The sequence below is a fragment of the Candidatus Pelagibacter sp. RS40 genome, assembly GCF_002101295.1.
Lineage (GTDB): Bacteria > Pseudomonadota > Alphaproteobacteria > Pelagibacterales > Pelagibacteraceae > Pelagibacter.
The window spans coordinates 445,576-462,105 of the sequence record NZ_CP020778.1 but is presented as its reverse complement, the minus strand read 5'-3'; the positions used below and the strand labels follow the sequence as shown (position 1 = coordinate 462,105).

19 protein-coding genes are annotated in these 16,530 nt (G+C 29.7%); 10 read left to right on the top strand and 9 right to left on the bottom strand.

Annotation, left to right across the window (positions count from 1 at the left end):
• Positions 1-5: 5 nt before the first annotated feature.
• The 3 genes from B8063_RS02480 to msrA are packed head-to-tail and all read right to left on the bottom strand — an operon-like array spanning position 6 to position 2,273.
• The gene (locus B8063_RS02480; protein ID WP_085069120.1) at positions 6-1,004 is read right to left on the bottom strand and encodes an efflux RND transporter periplasmic adaptor subunit; all 999 of its coding nucleotides are present in this window, start codon (positions 1,002-1,004) and stop codon (positions 6-8) included.
• Positions 1,005-1,011: 7 nt separating this feature from the next.
• A complete protein-coding gene (locus B8063_RS02475) occupies positions 1,012-1,827 on the bottom strand; it encodes a sulfurtransferase (protein ID WP_085069118.1) in 816 nt (271 codons plus the stop codon).
• Complete coding sequence (gene msrA / locus B8063_RS02470) at positions 1,827-2,273, bottom strand: peptide-methionine (S)-S-oxide reductase MsrA (protein WP_085069116.1); 447 nt, start codon at positions 2,271-2,273, stop codon at positions 1,827-1,829. The genes B8063_RS02475 and msrA overlap by 1 nt, the downstream gene beginning before the upstream one ends.
• Positions 2,274-2,307: 34 nt before the next feature.
• Between msrA and B8063_RS02465 the strand changes: the two genes are divergently transcribed.
• Both B8063_RS02465 and B8063_RS02460 read left to right on the top strand, forming a co-directional pair.
• Positions 2,308-3,189: a DMT family transporter gene (locus tag B8063_RS02465; protein WP_085069114.1), complete on the top strand. Its 882-nt coding sequence runs from the start codon at positions 2,308-2,310 to the stop codon at positions 3,187-3,189.
• On the top strand, positions 3,182-3,808 hold the full coding sequence (locus tag B8063_RS02460) for a DNA-3-methyladenine glycosylase family protein (protein ID WP_085069112.1): 627 nt from the start codon (positions 3,182-3,184) through the stop codon (positions 3,806-3,808). Before B8063_RS02465 ends, B8063_RS02460 begins: the two co-directional genes overlap by 8 nt.
• Here B8063_RS02460 and B8063_RS02455 read toward each other — a convergent pair.
• Positions 3,795-4,091, bottom strand: coding sequence for a DUF1330 domain-containing protein (locus tag B8063_RS02455; RefSeq protein ID WP_085069110.1), 297 nt, complete (start codon positions 4,089-4,091; stop codon positions 3,795-3,797). The genes B8063_RS02460 and B8063_RS02455 overlap by 14 nt on opposite strands.
• 28 nt (positions 4,092-4,119) lie before the next feature.
• Here B8063_RS02455 and B8063_RS02450 point away from each other — a divergent pair, with 28 nt between their 5' ends.
• Positions 4,120-4,668, top strand: a complete 549-nt coding sequence (locus B8063_RS02450; protein WP_085069108.1) for a phosphoribosyltransferase — start codon at positions 4,120-4,122, stop codon at positions 4,666-4,668.
• A gap of 23 nt (positions 4,669-4,691) precedes the next feature.
• Here the strand turns inward: B8063_RS02450 and B8063_RS02445 are convergent, their stop codons facing one another.
• A complete protein-coding gene (locus B8063_RS02445) occupies positions 4,692-6,002 on the bottom strand; it encodes an NCS2 family permease (protein WP_085069106.1) in 1,311 nt (436 codons plus the stop codon).
• 135 nt (positions 6,003-6,137) lie between these two features.
• Between B8063_RS02445 and B8063_RS02440 the strand changes: the two genes are divergently transcribed.
• Positions 6,138-6,440, top strand: coding sequence for a hypothetical protein (locus B8063_RS02440; protein ID WP_085069104.1), 303 nt, complete (start codon positions 6,138-6,140; stop codon positions 6,438-6,440).
• A 35-nt stretch (positions 6,441-6,475) separates the two neighbouring features.
• On the opposite strand, the gene B8063_RS02435 is transcribed toward B8063_RS02440, so the two are convergent.
• Complete coding sequence (locus B8063_RS02435; protein ID WP_085069102.1) at positions 6,476-6,922, bottom strand: Hsp20 family protein; 447 nt, start codon at positions 6,920-6,922, stop codon at positions 6,476-6,478.
• A 95-nt stretch (positions 6,923-7,017) separates the two neighbouring features.
• A complete protein-coding gene (locus tag B8063_RS02430; RefSeq protein WP_085069100.1) occupies positions 7,018-9,093 on the bottom strand; it encodes a S9 family peptidase in 2,076 nt (691 codons plus the stop codon).
• A 15-nt stretch (positions 9,094-9,108) separates the two neighbouring features.
• Between B8063_RS02430 and B8063_RS02425 the strand changes: the two genes are divergently transcribed.
• Genes B8063_RS02425 through B8063_RS02410 form a run of 4 tightly spaced genes read left to right on the top strand, consistent with a single transcriptional unit; the run spans position 9,109 to position 12,968 of the window.
• Positions 9,109-9,621: a hypothetical protein gene (locus B8063_RS02425; protein ID WP_085070857.1), complete on the top strand. Its 513-nt coding sequence runs from the start codon at positions 9,109-9,111 to the stop codon at positions 9,619-9,621.
• Between the two features lie 37 nt (positions 9,622-9,658).
• Entirely contained in the window at positions 9,659-10,543 is an 885-nt protein-coding gene (locus tag B8063_RS02420; RefSeq protein WP_085069097.1) for a dihydrodipicolinate synthase family protein, read from the top strand.
• Positions 10,543-11,730, top strand: a complete 1,188-nt coding sequence (locus tag B8063_RS02415; RefSeq protein WP_085069095.1) for an SAM-dependent methyltransferase — start codon at positions 10,543-10,545, stop codon at positions 11,728-11,730. The genes B8063_RS02420 and B8063_RS02415 overlap by 1 nt, the downstream gene beginning before the upstream one ends.
• Positions 11,731-11,762: 32 nt before the next feature.
• Positions 11,763-12,968 carry a hypothetical protein gene (locus tag B8063_RS02410; RefSeq protein ID WP_085069093.1) on the top strand — a complete coding sequence of 402 codons (1,206 nt, stop codon included), beginning with the start codon at positions 11,763-11,765 and terminating at the stop codon, positions 12,966-12,968.
• Here B8063_RS02410 and B8063_RS02405 read toward each other — a convergent pair.
• Positions 12,965-13,510 (bottom strand): tetratricopeptide repeat protein, encoded by a 546-nt coding sequence (locus B8063_RS02405; protein ID WP_198150967.1) that lies wholly within the window; start codon positions 13,508-13,510, stop codon positions 12,965-12,967. The genes B8063_RS02410 and B8063_RS02405 overlap by 4 nt on opposite strands.
• Positions 13,497-14,921 (bottom strand): helix-turn-helix domain-containing protein, encoded by a 1,425-nt coding sequence (locus tag B8063_RS02400; RefSeq protein WP_085069089.1) that lies wholly within the window; start codon positions 14,919-14,921, stop codon positions 13,497-13,499. The genes B8063_RS02405 and B8063_RS02400 overlap by 14 nt, the downstream gene beginning before the upstream one ends.
• A gap of 74 nt (positions 14,922-14,995) precedes the next feature.
• On the opposite strand from B8063_RS02400, the gene B8063_RS02395 reads away from it, so the two are divergent.
• Both B8063_RS02395 and aceA read left to right on the top strand, forming a co-directional pair.
• Positions 14,996-15,196, top strand: coding sequence for a hypothetical protein (locus B8063_RS02395; RefSeq protein WP_085069087.1), 201 nt, complete (start codon positions 14,996-14,998; stop codon positions 15,194-15,196).
• Positions 15,197-15,252: 56 nt separating this feature from the next.
• The gene (gene aceA / locus B8063_RS02390) at positions 15,253-16,527 is read left to right on the top strand and encodes an isocitrate lyase (RefSeq protein ID WP_085069085.1); all 1,275 of its coding nucleotides are present in this window, start codon (positions 15,253-15,255) and stop codon (positions 16,525-16,527) included.
• Positions 16,528-16,530 lie beyond the last annotated feature (3 nt).

Genomic DNA, 16,530 nt, shown 5'->3' with positions numbered 1-16,530 from the left:
TTATCTTAGCTTTTTTTCTCAGCTTCAGATTTTTTAAAAATATTTAACTTTTTAAGCCAATCAAATTTTCCTTTTGTCGCTTCACTTTTAGTAGCTTTCTCTTTTTTCCCCCATGTCGATGCTTTCTGTTTTTCACCTTTTTCAATTGGCTTTATTTCTAAATTTGGTCTGACTTTTTTTAATCCCTCAGCTACAATCTTGTCTCCAGAATTTATGCCGTCTTTAATTTCAATAAATCCTTTATAACGGTCACCTACATTAACTTTAGTTTTAATTGCTTTGTTTTCATTGTTTACTTTGTAAATAAATACATTGTCTCCCTCTACAATTGTGCTTGTATCAGGCGCACCCAAATTATTTCTTACATTGTATCTAATTGAGACTTCAAGAAAAGATCCAGGTAAAATTTCACCTTTTTGATTGTCTATTTTAATTCTAATTGGTAATGATCTTGTGTCCTCTGTAATTCTACTTGATATGGAATCTACTACTCCATCAAAATATTTTTTTGCAGAGCCGGAGTATTCAATTTTAACTGGCAATCCAACTTCAATAAAAGGAAAATAAATCTCTGGGATTTGAACGTCACAATATATTGTTGATGAGTCATCTAAATTAATTAAAAGTGATGATTTTGAAACTTCAACGTCCTCGGAGAACTCTTTTTTACCAATAATCCCATCAAATGGAGCAAAAATTTTCCTATTTTTTAATTCGACTATTACATCATCTTTTTTAACTTTTCGGTTAAATTCTATTGGTTTAATTATTTCAAATTTTTCTATTTTATATGCTTGAGTTTGAATAGGTACTGCTGTACCAAAAGTACTTATATTATTTTCAAAAATCCTTTCTTTAGCGTATGTTACTATTACTCCGGGAGGAGGCATTTTACTAAATTTTTTTTTGAAATGATTTCCAATCATTGTTCTTGCAATGATTACTCCTGCAATAATAAAAAAAAATATAAATATAACTGTTGTAATTTTAGATGATCTTTTCATTTATTTTTTATTCTATTTTTCCGTACTCTGCCCATGAACCATCGTAAATGGTAGGCACATATTTATTATCAACCAAAGAATATGCAAGTGCTAATATACAAGCTGAAACTCCTGAGCCACAAGAAAAAACTAACAATTTATTATTATCAGGATTTATTTGATTAAATATTTGTTTAATTTCTTCAATATTTTTAAATGTTTTGTCTGATCGTATAATATTGCTGAATGGCAAACAGTATGAGTTCGGTATCGATCCACTTCTAACATTTTTTCTAGGATCAGATACTTTTCCAAAAAATCTTTCTTCACTTCTCGCATCTAAAACTAAAAATTCATTTGTTCTAATATTTAAATCAATCTCAGATTTATTTTTTACCATATTTCTATTTTCAACAGCTTCATATTTCGTTTCTTTAAAGTTAACTTTTTCTTTTGATGTAGGTTTTTTCTCTTTTTTCCACTTACCTAGTCCTCCATCGAGAACACTTACATATTTGGGGTTATGACCGTAATAAATAAAATTGTACCAACATCTGCATGCACTTAACACATCAGAGTTATCGTAGATTATTATTTTATCTTCGTTTTCTATGCCAAGCTTTGAGATATTTTTTGCCCAAGCTTTAGCATCTGATAGCATATGAGGAAGATCAGTATTTTTTTCTGAAAACTTATCTAAATCAATAAAAATTGAATTCTCAATGTGTTCAATTTTATATTCTTCAAATCCGTCTCTATTTGTCGAGGGCAGATGCCATGAGGCATCTATTACTTTTACATGACTTAAATTTCCTATTAACCAGTCTGTGGAAACTAAATACATTAGAATTTTTTATCTAAATATTTCTGATGATATTCTTCTGCTGTACAGTAATTTTTTAAAAGTGATAGTTGTGTCACAACTTTTCCATTTAACTTTTTATTTTCAGCTTCAATCATTTTTTCAGCAGACATTTTTTGTTTTTCATTTAAATAAAAAATTTCACTTCTATATTGTGTACCAAAATCATAACCTTGAGAGTTAAGTGTAGTAGGATCATGAAATTTAAAAAAATATTTTAATATATCCTCGTAAGTTACAGTTTTTTCATCGTATTCAAGTTTAACAACTTCAGCATGGTTAGTTGTTCCGGTACAAACATCCTTATAAGTTGTGTTTTCAGTATTACCTCCACAATAACCAACTTCAGTTCTAATTATTCCATCTATCTTACTAAATTTTTGTTCAGGACCCCAAAAACATCCAAGTGCTAAAATTGCTATTTCCATTGATAATTAATGTATTTAATTTAAAGATAATAACATGCTCTCTAAAAATCAATTGGGATTTTTGTACATGTTTCTATCTGTGTGTGCATTTTCAGTAATGGATATAATTGTAAAATGGTCTCAACATTACCCTTTGGGTGAAGTTTTATTTTTTAGGGGATTTTTTGGCGTCATTTTTTATTTATTTATTATACCATCAGATAGACGAAAAAATTTTTATTACACTAAGAGAGCAGGGTTACATTTTTTAAGATGTGCTTTTGGATTAATTGCTTTGGTTGCAATATTTATAGCTTTAAGAAATTTGCCATTAGCGACAGTAGTAAGTATTTCATTTGCTGCACCTATATTCACAACTATATTTTCAATTTTTTTGTTGAGAGAAAAAGTTGGCATATTTAGATGGTTAGCTGTCATTATAGGTTTTGTCGGAATAATTATTATTACTGAGCCGGGTTTAAGTTCAGTGAACATATATTACATATACCCAATCATTTTTTGTTTGGGATTATCGTATGTAGCAATTGCTATTAGACAGTTGTCAAAAACAGAGCCAGTTTGGTTAATTTCTCTTTATTTTTCAGTTGCGATCACTTTATTAAGCTTATTTACAATTCCTTATGGGTGGATTATGCCAAGTCTATATGACCTTGCATTTTTATCTTTTATAGGTTTTTTTGGAGGTGTTGCAAATTTATGGTTAAGTCAGTCATATAAATATTCTGAGGTATCATTAGTTACTCCTCTTAAGTATTTAGCTTTAGTTTTTGCTATATTTTTTGGATATCTAATTTGGGGAGAGATACCAACAATAAAAACTTTGATGGGGGCAGGTTTGGTAATAATTTCATCATTAATTATTTTTAGAAGAGAGATATATCTCAAAAAACAGTTAACAGTTGCAAGACATGAGTAAACCACCATCATATTGGAATAAAGCGAGGAGATATTTATCATCAAAGGATAGGGTAATGAAAACTTTAATTGAAAAATATTCCGATGCCTCACTTACAACTAGAAAAAATATATTTCTTTCACTTTGTAAAAGTATTATTGGTCAACAGATTAGTGTAGCGGCTGCTAATTCCGTATTTTTAAAGTTTAAAAAAAAATGCAAGAATAAAATTTCTCCTAAAATAATTCAAAAATTAACCTTCACACAATTAAAAAGCTGTGGATTAAGTAGGCAAAAAGTAAAAGGAATTAAGTCGTTAGCTGAAAAAATGCTTAACAAAGAATTTAAACCTAATTTAATAAAAAATATGTCAGACGAGCAGGCCATTGAATATTTATCAGAATTGAGACAGATAGGCAGATGGTCTGCTGAGATGATACTTTTATTTACTTATAACAGGTCAAATATTTGGCCTGTTCAAGATATTGGTTTATTGAGAGCTATATCAAATAATTATAAAAAAAAATATTTGCCACCAAATAATTTTGTAGAAAAATTAAAAATTAGATTTTCCCCATATTGTTCAGTAGCAACATGGTATTTATGGAGATCTATAGATGATGAACCTATTCAGTACTAAATCCTTCTACAACTTGCATGTGTCGAACAGTTGTATCTTTAGCTAACGCCCAACCTTTTTGATATTCTTTTGAGTCATGACATTCAATTGCCTTTTGATAATTTGGGAATTCCCAAACAACTGTTCTTAAAAAATTATCTCCCTCAAAAGATTGACTCTTACCTCCTCTTACAAGAGGCACACCTCCATAACTTTTAATAATTGGTGTTGCTGCTTCGGCATATTTTTTCAAATTTTCTTGGTTTTCAATTTTCGTATATAAACTTATCCAATATCCTTTCATTATTTCTCCTTTTTAAATTTTTAAATTTATGATACCAGATTTTATGTCAGAAAAATTAATAATCAGTTTTGAAGAATACCTGGACACAGTAGAAAAACTTGCATTAGAAATAAATAATAATTTTAAACCAACTGTATTAGTTGGAATTATGAGGGGTGCTGCGCCTATAATTGATATTTTATCGAGGATTTTAAAGTTACCTACAGCTTATATAGTAATCCAAAGTTACTCTGGTGAAGGCATGGAAGATAAGCAAGGAGAATTAGTTTTTGCTAGAGATATAAGCTCTATAGCTAAAGAGGAAGACTTTAAAAAAGTTTTATTGGTTGATGACCTGTCTGACACGGGTCTTACATTAAATAAAAGCATAGAATGGTTGAAAAATTACCAACCAATTAAAAATCAAATTCAAGAAATTAAAACTGCTTGTTTATGGAAGAAAAAATCATCTAAATTTACACCAGATTTTTGTCCAATTAAGCTCGATAACGATCCATGGATAGTACAACCTACAGAGCATTACGAGGAAATGTCTATTAACGAAGTAATTGAAAAACAAAGTAGGGCTAGAGATTAACTCTAGCCCATTTAGATAATTATTTAAGCTACGACGAAACTAATTAAACTTAAAACCGCAATAACCCATATTGCAGGAGAAGTATCAGAAGCTTTTCCTGTAAATAATCTTATTAATGCATAAGATACAAATGCCAAGGCAATACCATTGCTGATGCTGTAAGTTAATGGCATCGTTATCATTGCAAGTATTGCTGGGGCTGATTCACCTATATCATTCCACTCAATATCTGTAATGTTTCTTACAAAAAGAACTGAAACAAATAATAGAGCAGCACCATCAATTTGTTTTGGTAAACTAGTTGCTAATGGTGCAAAAAATATGCAAGAAAGAAATAGAAGCCCAATTACTAAAGAAGTCATTCCTGTTTTCCCACCTGCTTTAACACCAGCACCAGACTCCACATAACTTGTTACAGTAGTGGTTCCCATCATTGCACCTGCAACAGTACTAATACTATCTGATAGCATAGCTTTATTTATATCTTGAACTTTACCTTTTTTATCAACTTTGCCAGCAACATTAGCAACCGAAGTTAATGTTCCTGCAGTATCGAAAAAATCGATAAAAAGTAACGTAAAGATTACCGTCGACATTCCTGCTGTCATAGCCGCAGATAAGTCAAATTCAAAAAGGTATGTCATAGGAGGTGGAGCACTTGCAATACCATTAAATTTTGCAAGACCAGTTGCCCATGAAATTATACTGAACGCTAAAATACCAATAATAATATTTCCTTTTACATTCATTTTTTCAAGCACCACAATTACAATAAAAGTTGCACAACCTAATAAAACTAATGGATTACTTAAATCTCCAAGTTTTACTAAAGTTACTGGATCGTCAACAACAACTTCCATAATTTGTAATCCAATGATCGCTAAAAATAATCCTATACCTGCTCCAATGCCTAACTTTAAGCTTCTTGGAATTGAGTTAATTAACCAAGCTCGAATTGGTGTAAGAGATATAATTAAAAACAATACACCTGCAACAAGTACAGCACCTAAAGCCTCTTGTGGCGTGTATCCCATTCCTGCACAAACTCCAAATGCAACAAAAGCATTAATTCCCATCCCTGGAGCTAATCCGATAGGCCATGTCTTTCCATAAAATGCCATTATAAAACATGCAAGAGCGGTTGCTAAAATTGTTGCCGTGTAAACTGCCCCAAAATCAAAAAATCCTTTTTCAGGTCCAGCAAACTCACCTGAAAGTATAAATGGATTTAAAAACATAATGTAAGCCATAGTTAAAAATGTTGTTACACCGGCTATGACTTCAGTACGAAAGTCTGTTTTATGTTTTTTATAATTAAAATAATTATCTAACATTCGTTCCTCCTAAAGAACTATCTTTATTATATTCTTAATTGAAATTCGCGATTTTAGATTGAATTATTAACATTTTTCAACTGTGGGGTTTAAATTTGCCTTATTTTGGTGGTTATAATTTATCATAACTTGTTTATGAAAATAAAATTTATTTTAATCTCTATGTTCTCTTTAATTCTCTTATCTGGTTGTCAAACAATCAAAAATAAATCTGATGAAGTTGCAGAAAAAGAGAATGAGAAATATGGACAATTCGTAGGCAAACAAGTTAGTGAATTAAAAATGGAACTTGGAGCACCTACAGAGGATTTTGTTAATGAACTTGGGAATGAAACTTTAGTTTATAAAACTAAAAAATATGGCTTACCTTGTGACAGAAAGTTCGAGATTAATTCTTCAGGTACAATTATAGGATTTAATTCAAGCGGTTGTTTTTAAACCTGTGGGGCTTAACCCCACAAGCAAGGTTTTACTTATTTGATTTCAATAAGTTTTCTTTTTTTATGCTCTGGTATTATTCTTTCACAAGCAATAGTTAAAAGACCGTCTTTTAGTTGAGCGCCATTTACTTTTACATCATCAGCAATTGTAAATGATCTCGCAAAATGTCTTTGAGATATGCCTTTGTGAATTATTTCACCATCATCGTTTTTATTTTCTGACTTATCAACTTGTTTTGTTCTAACAGTTAATAAATTATCTTCAAATTCAACTTCAACATCATTTTTACTGAAGCCAGCAAGCGCAACCTCTATAGAATATTTGTCTTGTCCAGTTCTTCTGATGTTGTATGGCGGATAGTTTGATTGCATGCTCAAACCTCCATTTCCAAGCATATTTTCGAATTGGTCAAACATATCGTCAAAACCAATTGAAAATGGCCTTAATGAATTGAAGATAGATAGATCCTTACTTGTCATAATTTCCTCCTTTGTTAAGCAAGTATATTTTTGCAAGCCCCATTAGGCGACCTACTTATTACATATAGGAATGAAGTTTATTTTTTCAAGATTGATTAAATTTTATCAGTAATTTTTAATATAAAAGAATAATCTAGTGCAATTTCTTCAATAGCACCATCTCTTCCAGACTTACCACCGTGTCCAGCATTCATTTCAGTTTTTAATAGCAGTAGATTATTATCTGTTTTGAGTTCTCTAAGCTTAGCAGTAAATTTTGCAGGTTCATCGAAGAGAACTCTGTTATCACTTAAACTTGTAGTAATTAATATATCCGGATAATCCATTTTTTTTATATTGTTATAAGGTGCATAAGAATAAATATAATCGAAATGTTCCTTGTTTTCTTTAGCATTTCCGAATTCATCAAATTCTCCTACAGTAAGAGGAAGTGAATGATCTAAATTAGTTGTTAATGAGTCAACAAATGGAACAGCCATAACAATGCCTTTAAATAATTCCGGATTTTTATTAACAACTGCCCCCATTAATAAACCACCTGCAGAACCACCCATTCCAATTATTTTTCCTTTAGATGTATATTTTTTTTCAATAAGAAATTTTGCAACTGCAATATAATCCTCAAAAGTATTTTTTTTATTAAGAAGTTTTCCCTCCTTCCACCATTTCATTCCTTTTTCCATTCCCCCTCTTATATGTGCAGTGACCCATATTATATCTCGATTAATTAAGCTTAATCTCGTTGAAGAAAAGTTTGGTGTCATTGAACTTCCATAGGACCCATAGCCATACAATAGTAAATTAGCTGAGCCATCGACTGGTGTACTTTTATGCCTAGTTATTGTTAATGGAATTAATCTATTGTCATGTGAAGAACACTCAAGCCGTTCCACTATGTAATCATCTGAATTGTGACCAGAGGGAATTTCCTGTTCTTTTAATAATTTTCTCTCTTTAGTCTTAAGATTATACAGATAAGTTCTTCCAGGTGTTTTTGGTGACGAATATGACAAGTGAACCTCATCAGTATTCTTATCTTTTTGAGCTAAAGAAATACCAGGAACAACAACTTTTTCATCAGAAAAAATAATCTCCTCCTCTTTGTTGGTTTTTGGGTCTCTAAGAATAAGTTTGCTCAATGCGTTTGAGGTTTCAGATCGTATTATCCAATTTTTTAAAAATACTAAACCACCTATCAAAACTTCGTTTCTTGCTGGTATAAAAACTTCCCAATTTTGATCTTCCAAACTTCTTGCTCTCTCAATTTTAAAATCTTCAGCATCTTTATTGGTATGTTTATAAAAATTCTCATCCCAAGAATTTACGGAATAGATTATTCCTCTTTCCCTTTTTTGAATAAGTTTTGGTTTTGGTTCCTGCTCGTCCACTGAAAAATAATATTGTTCTGATGTATTATGATCTGAAGAAGTAATAAAAAAAAATTTTTCATCTGAACTAATACCTAACCCTACTGTGAATGCTTCACTTTTTTCCTCAAAAATAAGCTCATCATCTAAAACACTGCTACCCAATTTATGTCTGAATATTTTTCTTGGTCTATGATGTTCATCAAGTTTTGAATAAAAAATGTACTTATCATCTAAACTGAAAGTGATGCTTCCACTTGTTTCCTGTATTTTTTCGGTGATTAATTTATTTGTTTCTATATCTCGTACATGAATTGTGTAATATTCAGATCCCTTCAAATCTAGAGAGTAAGCAAGGTATTTATCATTAAAACTAACTTCCAAATCTCCTAAACCAAAATATTCAGTATTTAATTTTTCTTTTTCCTTATCGCCATTCCAAATTTCCTCTACTTCATTGGTACTAATTTTTTTTCTTAATTTAATTGAATAATTCCCTTTTTCTGTTGTTTTGGTCCAATACTCATATCGAACATCTTTAAAAGGCAATGATTGATCCTCTAATTTTATTCTTCCTTTGATTTCATCAAATATTTTTTTTTGACTATCTTTAGTATTTTTCATTTGATATTCAAAATATGCATTTTCTTCCTCTAGATATTTTCTAACTTCAGGTAAAAGCTTTGAACTATCCTTGAGGACTTCTAAAATATTTTTTTGATGTATCCAGCTATAATTATCTTCCCAAGAGACATCGTGACAAGATTTTACTTCTAGTTTTTTTCGTAATTGTGGTATTTTCATTATGAAATTTATTACATGAATTATTTTATTTTAATACTTATTATTTTTATTGTTGTATATCTGTTCCTAAACTGGTTTGCCAAAACATCTTCAAAAAAAATTTCAAAGTATATAAGATTATTTATAATTTTTTTTTCAGTTCTTTTAGCATTTCTTATGTTTTATGCAGGAAGGTATATTTTCTCATTACCGTTTTTGTTGGCAATACTTCCATTAATCAAAACAAAAGCTGGTATTACTTTGCTTCAATTAATTAGGATCTGGGGACTTTTGCGTGTTTTAAAAAGCTCTGGAAGATTTAATTTTAATAATTTTAATCGAGCCAACAATACTCAAAATATGAAAATTGATGAGGCATTTAAAATTTTAAATCTTGATATGAATAAAAAATATTCAAAAGAAGAAGTAATGAAATCTTACAAGAGTATTATGAAAAAAATTCATCCAGATGTAAGTCCTGAACTTTCAAGATTGGCATCTATTGTAAACGAAGCTAAGGATGTTGTGATAAAAAGTATAGATATTTAATCTTTACTAAAAAAATATTATCTATTAATTTATTATAATGAGTAAGGTAAATGGTATATACGCTGCAACACTATCAGTATTAAATGATGACTTGTCCCTAAACATTAAAAAAACCATTAATCATGCAGAGAATGTAATGGAATTAGGGTGTCATGGTGTAGTTTTTTTTGGCAGCACAGGTCAGTCACAGCTAATTTCCTTATCAGATAAGATACAAATGATTAATAATTTACCTGGCAGTCAACATAAAGAAAAATTTATAATTGGCACTGGCTTAAATTCTCTAGGTGACACAATTAATTTGATGAGTATTTCGCTATCGAATAAATTAAACAAATTTTTAATAATGCCACCTGCTTATTACAAGTATCAGGACGATGATGTTATAAATTTTTACTCAAAGATTATTGAAGCTTTACCTGAAAGTGAAATCATACTTTATAATTTTGAAAAATTATCTGGTTATGTTTTTAGTTTAGAATGTATTGAAAAATTAGTCTCTAAATTTCCAAAACAAATTATTGGTGTAAAAGATAGTTCATATAACCTATATAAAAAACTAAAAATAGACAATTTTTCCATCATGCCTGGCTCCGAAATAAAACTGCTGGAGGGACTGTCTATTGGTTGTTCTGGAATTATTACAGCAACCGCAAATGTTACAGCTTCACTTGCAAGAAATGTTTATGATGATTTTATAAACAAAAGAGATCAGACACAAAATCAAAAATTATGTGAAGTAAGAAGTACGTTTGATAAATTTAATTTAATTTCAGGATTACATACCTTTTTAAAGAGCAAAGATAATAATTTTAAAAATTTATTACCACCCCTTCACTTACTACCTAAAGATCAAGAGAATGAATTAAAAACTTTATTAAAAAATTTAAATTTTGATATTGAAATACCAAGAGCTGCATAATGAATTTAGCTAATTTTTTAAATAAAATATTTACTCAGGATGGATTTATACTAATTGATTATAATTCAAAAAAATATCAAATAGGCAAACCTATTAAAGAAATACCTATAAACTTAAGAATATTAGATAAATCTTTACATTACAAATTAATGTTTTATCCAGATTTATATTTAGGAGAGGCTTATACAGACGGATCTTTGATAATAGAGAATGGAACACTAACAGAGTTTTTAGAAATAGCATTTAAAAATATAGGGAGAAGTGAAATAAGCACATATAGCAAGATACTTAAAAAAATTAGAGGAACCTATAGATACATTACTAATTATAATCAAATCACAAAATCAAAAAAAAATGTCAGTCACCATTATGATATATCTGAAAAACTTTATGATCTTTTTTTAGATGAAAAAAGACAATATTCATGTGCTTACTTCAAAGATGACAATAATACCTTAGATGAAGCTCAAAATAATAAAATTGATCATATAATAAAAAAATTAAACATAAAACCAAATCAAAAAGTATTGGATATAGGATCAGGCTGGGGCTCTCTTGCAATTGATATTGCAAAGAAAACAAGTGCTCATGTGGTTGGAATAACACTTTCAGAAAATCAGTTAGAATACAGTAAAAAAAAAGTTAACGAATTAAATTTAGGCAATCAAGTAGATTTTAAACTTATTGATTATAGAGAAATAAATGAAAAGTTTGATCGAATTGTAAGTGTTGGAATGTTTGAGCACGTAGGAAGGAAATATTATCAAAAGTTCTTTAATCAAGTTGCAAAATTACTTAATGAAGATGGAGCAGCTTTAATCCACACAATTGGTTCTGTAAACAGCCCAAGAGACCCACAGCCGTGGATAAATAAGTATATATTCCCAGGGGGTTATACTCCAAGTTTGAGTGAGGTTGCCAGCCCGATTGAAAATTCTGGTTTAATTATAACAGATTTAGAGGTTCTAAGAATGCATTACGCCCACACTCTCAGACATTGGAAAGAGAGATTTTTATTAAAAAAAGATCAAGTTTTAGAAATGTTTGATGAAAGGTTCATGAGGATGTGGGAATTTTATCTTGCAAGTTGTGAAATGGCTTTCAAATGGGGAGATCAGGTTGTATTTCAGTTACAATTAACAAAAAAATTAACTTCGGTTCCTAATACTAGAGACTATATTTATTAAATTATTACTGATAGATCTTAAAATTCACTTTGATGAAGAAAAAAAAAATTAAAAAAAAAAAATCAAAAAAAAATAAAGTCATTAAATCAAAAAAAAGAATTAAATCATTTAAAAATAATAAAAAAATAAAAAAAAAATCAAACAAAACTAAAACTAAAAAAACTAAAAAAACTAAAAAAATTAAAAAAAGAAAAATTAAATACGCAAAAAATATAATTTCTACACCAAAAAAAAGTGAGAGTTTAATTCTTAAAACCATAAGAGTCCAAGAAACCTTAAAATCAAAATTTACATTTAAGTTTAATATAAATCTTTTAGCTATTGACAAAGCAATTGCTAAATTTTTTCAAAAAATTGATCAAAAAATAGTTGAGTACAGGGAAATAAAAGCAGAGGAGAAAAGAAGAATTAAATTAGAAAAATTAGAAATAGCTCAAAAACAAAAGCTACTTTTACAAAAACAAAAAAAGGAAGACGAGGAAAATAAATTAAAGCTGAAACAAAAAGAACTAAGAGAGGAAGAAAGATTAGAAAAAGAGAGAGCAAAAGATATAAAAATCTTTTTAAGAAAAGAGCAAGCATTAATAAGAAAAGAACAAGCAGAAAGACAGAAAAAATTCTTACAAGAAATTAAATTAGAACGACAAATAGAAAAGTTCAGAATTAGAGAAATTAAAGAACTTGAAAAATTAGAAAAAATCGCGCTTAAGGAAAAGAGAGATGATTATTCAGGTTTACAAGAAAGAATAGAAAAACTTAAAAACAAATACCAACAACTAAGGGATCAAAAAATTAGAGAAAGAGTTGAGGCTCTAGGCGTTGAAATCCAAGAAGGAGATGATAGAGAAACACTTTTAAAAAAGGAAAGAGAATACAATATTGCCAGACAAAAAATTGAACTGGCCCTTGAAAGTTTTTATAGAAGTGCAAATAGTTTAGTTTTTCAACTTAACAAAAGATATATTACTAAACATATGTCCATACTTAGATGTATAGATAGAAGATTTGAAACAGGAGAAATATTTATTAAATGGGATGAAACAATTGATGATGAATGGTTAATTCTAATTTATATTAAAGATAATTCTCCAGATAAAGGAATTATAATTGAGGATAAATCGAATGAAGAAAAAAATCTTTCTTATGAATACAAACCTAGTGAAATTTTTAAAGCATCAGACATGATGGTAGACTCTTTAACACAACTAATTGCAAGAAAAAGATCTAAGAAAAACTAAACTTGTAATTCTTTTATCAATTTTTTAATTAATTCAATGCTTTCACCACTTTTAATCAGTGGGTAAATTGATCTTGCTTTTTCTAAGTCAGTAATAGCTTTTTCATACTCTTTTAATGATAAATAAATCTGAGCTCTACCTGATAGTGCTCCAAAATGTCTTGGCTCTAGACTTAAAACCTGTTCAATATCTTTTAAAGAAGCATCATAATTTCCCATTAAAAATAGCAAAGTCGCTCTTTTATTCCAAGCTTCAGCCCAGTTGGGATCGTCATTTATCACATCACTAAATAACTTTAGTGCTAGACGGTATTGATTGTTATTCATTGAAAATGTGCCATTTTCAAGCTTGTCAGTTAAATATTTACTTTTTGGGTGAGTAACCCAACTCCTCCAAATATTTTTTTCAATATACTCTGCAGCATAAATATTTTCAGCCTTCCGCAACTCATCGAAAAGATTATTTAAATCTTTCGCATTTAATTTAAAAAAAGATATGCAAAGAATTAAAATAATAAAAGAAATTTTTTTAATCACCAACATAAACTGAAATACCTCTCGAATTAATATCAACATCAAATTTTTTGTGTAGTGGTGGGAAAGCTCTCTGAGAGCAATCTAAACGATCGCAAGTTCTACATGATACACCAACTGGAATTTCGGATTTTTTATCATTTAAATCTAAATTTTCTGTATAAATAAAATCTTTAGCATATTTAGCTTCACACCCTAAACCAATAGAAAGCATACTTTTCTTCTGGCCATATCTTCCAATTCCTTTTTCTACGGTACGTGCAATACAAACATATTTTTCTCCATTAGTCATTTTACTCACAGCAGCTTGAATTACCCCAGGCCTTGAAAAAGCTGAATAAACATTCCAACGAGGACAAGCGCCACCATATCTTGGTATTTCAATACCAGATAATGAAAATCTTTTTGAAATATTACCAGCAACATCCACTCTTAAAAAATGAAACGGTACCCCAGGTTTTTTTGGATCATTTAAACAAGTAACTCTATGTGTAACTTGCTCAAATGAGGTTGCAAATGTATTTTGTAAAAGTTCTAAATCGTATTTTAGTTTTTTACACTCTGAGTGAAATAAATTGTAAGGCATTAAAATTGCTGCACCACAATAATTTAATAGAGCAACTTTTGATAATTTTTTCGATTCTTCAGATGGAAAATTAAATGTTTCTAAATACGAGTTAATTAAATCTTCTGCTCCCTCTTGTGCAATTTGTGCAGCTGCATGAAGCTTTTTTGTTTCTAAAGATAAGTAATCTGACAAATAAAGCTCTTTATTTTTTTTATTATAGATTTTAGAAAATGGTTTACCTTCATCTGGAATAATATCCTTTACTGTGATACCGTACTCTGTTTTCAAAAATTCACATAAAGCAATATATCTTGTTCTATTATTTTGTTTTATTTTTTCGAATATTTCATTTGCAAAATTTTCAAGCTTAGAAAAATAGTTTTTGTTTTCTTGAAGAAAATCAGAGATTACCTCACCAGGAAAAGAATTTTTTCTGTTATCAACTATTTTACCTGAAAGCTTTTCTATTTTGTTTACAAGTTCGTGATCCTTTTTTTTTAAAATATCACCAAGTCTAATCAAAGCTTTTCCAATTTTCGGATTACTACTAGCTAGATCTTTAACTTCTGGACCTAATATATCTAAGTCTTCAAAAAGTTGATCATCCAAAAGTTCAGATATTGTATTGATCATATTAACATCTGATTTAGAGGTCAGATCAGAGATATTAATTTTTAATTCATCACATATTTTAATTAATAGATCGCCATCAATTTTTCTTTTTCCACCTTCAATTAACGCTAAATAGCTAGGTGAGATATTTAATTGGTTGGCAAGTTTATTAGCTTGTAAACCAATTTGTCTTCTAAAAGCTTTGATTTTTGGCCCTAATTTAAAATCTAATTGACTCATTTACTATTTGTAAATTTTGTAAATTTATTTTTACAAAAAATTTCCTTTATTTACCTTATTATATAACGTTTTTTATGGAATTTGTAAATATTGTAAATTATAAGATTTACATGGATAAAGACAAAATTAAAAACAACGAAATTGAAGCACAAATTATCAGTAAAGAAGATTTAGACCAACACAACAGCCGGGGAGTTTATATGAGAGACGACCATTGTGATTGGGGTTCAAGTGGATTAGATCAGTTAATAAAGCCTCTTAACGAAAACAATTAGATCTTTTTACTTTTATTCAATTTCAAAAATAAAAAACCTTTACAGAACAGGAAAAAATGAGCGCAGAAAATGTTTCTTACGATTTAAAAAGATTTGCAGGCATTAAAAGAGATTATACTCCAGAAGAAGTAGAAAGATTAAAAGGATCGCTCAAAATTGAATACTCTCTCTGTAAAAACCAGTCACAAAAACTCTGGAAATTACTTAATACTGAAAAATATGTAAATACATTAGGCTCGCTATCAGGAAATCAGGCCGTTCAGCATGCAAAGGCAGGATTAAAAGCAATTTACTTAAGTGGATGGCAGGTTGCAGCAGACGCAAATAGCGCTGGAGAGATGTATCCAGACCAATCTCTTTATCCCTATGATAGTGCACCAAAACTTGTTGAAGCAATGAATAACTCATTGATCAGAGCTGATCAAATTCAGCATATGGAGTTGTCAGACGGAGATATGAAAAAAGAAAATTCTATTGATTATATGTTGCCAATAATTGCTGATGGAGAAGCAGGATTTGGCGGTCCATTAAACGTATTTGAATTAACAAAAAAATTCATTAAGGCAGGTGCGGCTGGTGTTCATTTTGAAGATCAGCTAGCTAGTGAAAAAAAATGTGGTCATATGGGTGGTAAAGTTTTAGTTCCAACTGGCACAATGGTTAGAAACCTGAAAGCAGCGAGGTTGGCAGCTGATATTGCTGATGTTCCTCTCATTATACTTGCAAGAACAGATGCCAATGCTGCTAAATTAATTACAAATGATTTTGATGAAAATGATAAACCATTTTTAACAGGCGAGAGATCACCTGAAGGTTTTTATTACGTAAAGGATGGAATTGAGCAAGCTATTTCTAGAGGTCTAGCTTATGCGCCATATGCAGATCTTATTTGGTGTGAAACAGCAACGCCAAATTTAAAAGAAGCAAAAAAATTTGCTGACGCTATTCACGAAAAATTTCCAGGTAAATTATTAGCCTACAACTGTTCACCATCATTTAATTGGAAAAAACATTTGTCAGATGATGAAATTGCATCTTTCCAACAAGAAATTGGAAAAATGGGTTATAAATTTCAATTCATAACTTTAGCAGGTTTTCATACTCAGAATATTGCAATATTTGAGCTTGCAGAAAAATATAAATCAAAAGGGATGAGCGCTTATTCCGAAATTCAAGAGCATGAGTTTGCTAGAGAAAAAGATGGTTATACTAGCGTTAAACATCAAAGAGAAGTAGGAACATCATATTTTGATGCAGTATCTAACACAATAAGTTCTGGAAAAAGCTCAACAACAGCAATGGAAGGCTCAACAGAATCTGAGCAGTTTTAGAAA